Annotated in this window: 6 protein-coding genes; 2 read left to right on the plus strand and 4 right to left on the minus strand. The window is 70.4% G+C overall.

Features of this window, described 5'->3' with window-relative positions; all coding sequences use genetic code 11:
- Positions 1 to 209 precede the first annotated feature (209 nt).
- Positions 210 to 452 (plus strand): ferredoxin, encoded by a 243-nt coding sequence (locus tag GJ633_RS13215; protein ID WP_156589195.1) that lies wholly within the window; start codon positions 210 to 212, stop codon positions 450 to 452.
- Positions 453 to 864: 412 nt separating this feature from the next.
- On the opposite strand, the gene GJ633_RS13220 is transcribed toward GJ633_RS13215, so the two are convergent.
- The 4 genes from GJ633_RS13220 to GJ633_RS18555 all read right to left on the minus strand — a co-directional run bounded on the left by GJ633_RS13220 (position 865) and on the right by GJ633_RS18555 (position 4021).
- Positions 865 to 1518 carry a dolichyl-phosphate hexose transferase gene (locus GJ633_RS13220; protein WP_231741363.1) on the minus strand — a complete coding sequence of 218 codons (654 nt, stop codon included), beginning with the start codon at positions 1516 to 1518 and terminating at the stop codon, positions 865 to 867.
- A gap of 259 nt (positions 1519 to 1777) precedes the next feature.
- The gene (locus tag GJ633_RS13225) at positions 1778 to 3454 is read right to left on the minus strand and encodes a GMC family oxidoreductase (RefSeq protein ID WP_321169084.1); all 1677 of its coding nucleotides are present in this window, start codon (positions 3452 to 3454) and stop codon (positions 1778 to 1780) included.
- On the minus strand, positions 3451 to 3843 hold the full coding sequence (locus GJ633_RS13230) for a gluconate 2-dehydrogenase subunit 3 family protein (protein ID WP_394351161.1): 393 nt from the start codon (positions 3841 to 3843) through the stop codon (positions 3451 to 3453). Before GJ633_RS13230 ends, GJ633_RS13225 begins: the two co-directional genes overlap by 4 nt.
- A gap of 4 nt (positions 3844 to 3847) precedes the next feature.
- A complete protein-coding gene (locus GJ633_RS18555) occupies positions 3848 to 4021 on the minus strand; it encodes a hypothetical protein (protein WP_394351162.1) in 174 nt (57 codons plus the stop codon).
- Positions 4022 to 4138: 117 nt separating this feature from the next.
- On the opposite strand from GJ633_RS18555, the gene GJ633_RS13235 reads away from it, so the two are divergent.
- Positions 4139 to 5749 (plus strand): iron ABC transporter permease, encoded by a 1611-nt coding sequence (locus tag GJ633_RS13235; RefSeq protein ID WP_156589197.1) that lies wholly within the window; start codon positions 4139 to 4141, stop codon positions 5747 to 5749.
- Positions 5750 to 5858: the final 109 nt, after the last annotated feature.

Here is a 5858-nt window from a genome sequence, read left to right on the forward strand (position 1 = left end):
AGGGAGCCGCGAGGCTGGGGAGGCGTGAGGTGCGGTCGCGGTGCGGTACGGGGTGGGGCGGTGAAGCGAATCATCGTGCGCTCAGTCTGTCAGTTATAAAGACGCTTGATCGTCGGTTCGGGTCGAACACTGGACGAAGTGCAACCTGTTTCGTTTCGGATTCGTACCGCGTCGTCACGGCTTTGTACCGCCTCACCCAACCGAGACCCATGTACGTGGAGTTCGACCGCGACACCTGCGTCGGCATGTACCAGTGCGTCGCCGAGTGGGACGCCTTCGAGAAGAACCTGAACGCCGGGAAGGCCGATTTAGCGGGGAGCACCGAGGAAGAGGAGGACCTGTTCGTCCTCGACGTCCCCGACGGCGAGGAGTTCGACGCGAAGTTCGCGGCGCGGGTCTGTCCCGTCGACGCCATCGCGGTGTACGACGACGACGGCGAACGGGTGGTGTGAGGGAGTCGTCGAGGTCGGTTGTAACTGGCCGGCGAGATGCCGACAGTCTGCTTATAAATAATCGCCGGCGACGGTGCGGCGAAGACCGTCAGAGTCGTAGCCGCTCGCTTATAAACAGTTGTCACCGGATCGGCCAGGAACACTTCCAAAGCCCCGCCCCGCACAGCAACCGCACCTCACGCCCTCCCCAGCCTCGTCGGCCGCCCTCCGCTTCGCTCCGGCCGACCGACTCCCTCGCGCTCGGTTCGCGCCCGTCGGGCGCTCTCCGGATCGCGCCGACCGCACCGCGTGTTCATTTATACTGAGTCGTCGCCGTCGCTCTCGGATGGAAAAAACGTCGCCGGCGGCGGTCCGGGATGCCCACTGTAGTTAGTCGGACCGCCGTCCGGCGTCCGCGTCGCGGCTCGGTACGTTAGAACCGTCGGAGCTGCTCTTCGAGACAGACGGTGACGATCGACTTCGCGATGGCGGCGCCGCCGCCGATCGGGTCGAGCTTCGTCTCGCCGAGCCGCTCGGCGTAAGCGATCGGGCGCTCGCGGACGTCGTAGCCGCGCATCAGCGGGCGGATCAGGAGTTCGGCCGAGAGGCCGGTGTTCTCCGTCCAGCCGATCTCCTCGACGACCTCGCGGCGGTACGCGCGCATCCCCGTGGTGGTGTCGTGGACGCGCTCGCTCATCAGGAGGCTCGCGATCGCCGCGAACGCGTGGTTCCCGAGGCGGTTGAACGCCGGCATCGCCTTCGCGCCGTGGTAGAGCCGGTCGCCGCTCACCACGTCCGCGCCGTCGTTGATCTCCGCGAGGAACTCCGGCAGCGCCTCCATCGGGTAGGTGTCGTCGCAGTCGGTGGTGACGACCACCGGCCGATCGGGCGTGAGAATCGCCTCGCGGACCGCGACGCCGTACCCCTGCGGCTCCTGTTCGATCACGCGCGCGCCGTGCTCTCGGGCGATCTCCGGCGTGCGGTCCGACGAGCCGTCGACGCAGACGACCTCGGCCTTCCCGTCGGTGACCTCGTCGATGTCGGCGAGGACGGTCCCGATCGCCTCCTCCTCGTTGTACGTGCCCATCACGACGCTCACATCGTCGAAGGTGTACCTCGCGTCGTCGTCAGTCGCCGTGGCGGTCACGGCGGCGTCGGTCCGCTCGCCATCGTCCACGTCGTCGTCGGTCGTCTGCTCCGTGTCGTCGGTCGTCGCTCCGCCGGCCGTCTCCGCCTCGACGGCGCTCGCGGTCCCGTTCGTCGGGTGCGCTGAGTCGCTCATTGTGTGGCCGTTGCCTCGCACCCACTTGAGTTTTAGGTTTGCCTAAAACGGATGTGGAACGGTGTCACGCCTCCGAGAGCCGCACGTCCACGTCGTCGGCGACGCGGAGCGCGAGCGCCGCGATGGTGAGCGTGGGGTTCATCGCGCCGCTGGTGGGGAAGACGGAGCTGGAGGCGATCCAACAGTTCTCCAGGTCGTGGGTCCGGCAGTCGGCGTCGACGACGCCCGCGTCGGGGTCGGCGCTCATCCGCGTGGTGCCCATGTGGTGGTAGGCGGGACCGGTCGCGTCCGGGCCGGCGACCCACTCCACGTCGGCGCCGAGTTCCTCCAAGATCTCGACTTGGATCTCGTTCGCCCGCTCGATCGTGTCGAGCGCGCGGTCGCCCACGGTCCACTCGATCTGCGGGACCGGGTTGCCGTGGTCGTCGGTGCGGTCGTCGGCGAGGGTCACGCGGCTCTCCGCGTCCGGGAGCTGCTCGACGAGCCCGCCCATCGCGACGTGGTTCCCGTACCCGTCTCGCAGGCGCTCCAAGAGCGGGTCGCCCCAGTCGTCGCCCGAGAGCGCCATCTCGATCGGCGAGGGGCCGGCGTAGTTGAAAAACTCCAGCTTGAACGGCGCCTGCGTCTCGTCGGCCTCGTCGTAGAACTGGTCGCACGCGCTCGTGTAGAAGCCGACGTGGTTCTGTCTGGTCGGCTCGTCGAGCGTGCCGCCCGCGCCGGCGAACAGGTGGTCCATGAAGAACTCCCCGACGTGACCGCTCCCGTTCGCGAGTCCCTCGGGGTAACGGTCGGACGCGGAGAGCAGGAGGAGCCGCGGCGTCTCCACGCCGCCGGCGGCGACGACGAACGCCTCGGCCCCCTGTCTGTGTTCCGCCCCGTCCGGCGTCGCGTAGGCCGCCGCGGTCACCCTGTCCTCGTCGTCGTGGTCGAGCGACTGGACGGACGCGCGGTCGATCACGGTCGCGCCCTTCTCCTCGGCGCGCTCGACGTGGACGGTCGCGTCGTACTTCGCGCCGCTCGGGCAGACGGGCTGGCACGTCCCGTACCCGACGCAGGGCGACCGTTCGTCGTACGGCTCGGAGTTGCGCGCGTTCGGCACCGAGTGCATGTCGATCCCGAGCGCCTCGCAGGCCTCGGCGAAAAGCGAGTCGCTGTAGGAGGGCTCGAACGCGGGCATCGGGTGCGGCTCCTCGCGGGGCGGCGCGTAGGGGTTGTCCGAGGCGCCCGCGACCCCCAGTTCGCGCTCGGCCTCGGCGTAGTAGGGCCGCAGGTCCGCGTAGTCGATCGGCCAGTCGGGGCCGACGCCCCGGACCGTCCCGGAGTTGAAGTCGTCCTCGTGGAGGCGCATCACCATCCCCTGCCAGTGGAGCGTCGACCCGCCGACCCCCTTCACGCGGGCGTGATTGAGGGGGTAAAACCAGTCGCCGGCGTTCTCGTGGGCGTCGCGCGCGCCGCCGACGCCCCACACGTCCGGGCGGTCGTAGAAGGGGCGGATCGCCCGCTCCTGTCTCGCGAGCCGGTCTCGGGGGTCGAACCGCGGCCCCGCGTCGAGCACCACGACCTCGTGGTCGTCCGCCAGCCGGTCGGCGACGAGCGCCCCCGCCGGTCCCGCGCCCACGATACAGACGTCCGCGTCCGGGACGGGAGTGCGGTCGACGTCGTCGCCGGAATCGGCTCCGTCGCCCGCGTCGGAGCCGGCGCCACTGGACCGCCCGTCCCCAACGCTCTCGGCGCCGCTCACGGCGGCCCCCGCGTGTAGCTCTCGGCGCCGCCCGCGTACCCCTGCGGGTTTTCGATGCCGACCAGCTCGCCCCCGGTCGGCGAGGCGTACAGCGCGAGGAGGAGGTCGTTGACGACGTAGTAGCGGACGCGCTCCGCGGTCGTCCCGTGGGGATTCTCCTCGGCCGTGTCGGCACCGAGCTCGCGGAGGAGGTCGTCGCGCTCGGCCGCCGGGAGCTCGGCGACGGGGGCGTCGTACCACGACCGGGCCGCCGACTCGACCTCGGCGACGGCCGCTCTGATCCCTTCCGCGTGCGCCGATCCGTCGAGGCGACCGTCGAGGAAGCCGTCGACGAACGACTCGATTCCCGAGGCCGCCTCGGGGTAGACCGTCCGCGCGACCGCGGTCATCGTTTCACCGACCGCCTCGTCGTCCGGGAGACCCTCGCCGTCCCACGTGGAGCCGTCGCCGACCCCCTCCTCGCCTCTTCCCCCCGTCGTCGCTCGCTCGACGGACGCCGAGCGCGACGCCGCCCGTCGCGCCGATCGCGGCCAGCGCGGCCGCCGCGTCGCGTCGCGTCAGTTCCATGGAAGATTTTAGGTAGCCCTAAATTCATATATCCGTCGGAGCGCGCTCGCCGGGCGATCGGAACCCCTAACGGCGGGCGCCCCCTCGCTCGGGCAGAGCGACTCCGCCTCCCGCACAATGACCCTGCGACACCGGCTCCGCGACCGTCTGACCGACGGCGACGACCGACTTCCGCTCGGGCTGACGCTGCTGTGTGCGGCGATCGCCGCGACGCTCGTGTTTCCGCTGGCGTGGCTCGTCATCGAGGCGGCGACCGTCGAGCGGGCGCGCGCGGTCGATCTCGTGTTCAGCGCCGGCACCGCCGAGGTGCTCGTCAACAGCCTGCTGTTGATGATTGGCGTCACCGGCTTCTCGATCGCGATCGGCGTGCCGCTCGCGTACCTCACCGCCCGGACCGACCTTCCGTTCCGTCGGTTCTGGTCGGTCGCGGCCGCGCTCCCGCTCGTCGTGCCGAGCTACGTCGGCGCCTTCTCGTTCGTCTCCGCGTTCGGCCCGCAGGGGGCGTTCCACGACGTGCTCGCGCCATTGGGCGTCGAGCGGGTTCCCACCATCTACGGCCTCTCCGGGACGATCTTCGTGATCACGCTGTACACGTACCCGTACGTCTACCTGACGACGCGGGCCGCCCTGCTGTCGTTCGACACGACGATGCTCGAAGCCGCCCGGACGCTCAACCACGGTCGGCTCGCGGCGTTCCGCCGGGTGACCCTCCCGACGATCCGCCCTGCGATCGCCGCCGGTTCGCTTTTGGCGGCGCTGTACGCCGTCTCCGACTTCGGGACGCCTTCGATCATGCGGCTGCCGGTGTTCACCCGCCAGATCTACGTGGAGTACAGAGCCTTCGGCAGCGACTACGCCGCGCTCCTGTCCCTCCAGCTGCTCGTCGTCGTGGTCCTCGTGCTCGCGCTGGAGTGGGCCGTCCGCTCGGACCGGAACACGAGCGGCGACGACGCGGGTCGGACGGACGACCGGGTGTCGCTCGGCCCCCTGCGCTGGCCGGCGACGCTCCTGCCGGCCGCCGTGTCGGGGACGGCCCTGCTCGTCCCCCTCTGGATCCTCGGGCTGTGGCTGCTCAACTCGGAGACCGGTCGTCGCCCCGAGCGGGCGTTCGAGCCGGTGCAGGTGCTCAACTCCGTGTCGGTCTCGGCGGCCGCCGCCCTCGTCGCCGCGCTCGCCGCGATCCCGATCGCGTACTTCGCCGCGACCCACGACTCGCCGCTCGCGACGATCTTCGAGCGGGCGACGTACGTCGGCTTCGCGGTCCCCGGGATCGTGTTGGCGCTCGCGCTGGTCTACTTCGGGTCGGGGTACGTGCCGTGGCTCTACCAGACGCTGCCGCTTCTGGTGTTCGCGTACGTGGTTCGCTTCCTCCCGCAGGTGGTCGGGTCGACCCGGACGTCGATCCTCCAGGTCGACCAGCGGCTCGTCGAGGCCGGCCGCACCCTCGGCGAGTCGCCGAGCGGGGCGTTCCGACGCGTGACGTTCCCGCTCATTCGATCGGGGATCGTCGCCGGGGCCGCCCTCGTGTTCCTCACGACGATGAAGGAGCTGCCCGTCACGCTCGTGCTCCGTCCCACCGGGTTCGACACGATCGTCACGCAGATCTGGCGCGCGCAGGCGACCGCGTTCTACCAGTACGCCGTCGTCCCCACGCTCATCCTGCTCGTCATCTCCGGGCTCTCGATGGTCGTCCTCCTCACCCAAGAGGGCGGCGAGCGAGGGCTGTGAGGCGTCGCGAGGAGTGACCCTCTATGCGGTGGCGCGCCGGTGAGCGGGTGCGCTCGCACCCGCGAACAGCGCGCGAGGGACGCGGCGAGCGCGAGCGGCGAAGCCGCGA

Source organism: Halorubrum sp. CBA1125 (assembly GCF_009742825.1).
Taxonomy (GTDB): domain Archaea; phylum Halobacteriota; class Halobacteria; order Halobacteriales; family Haloferacaceae; genus Halorubrum.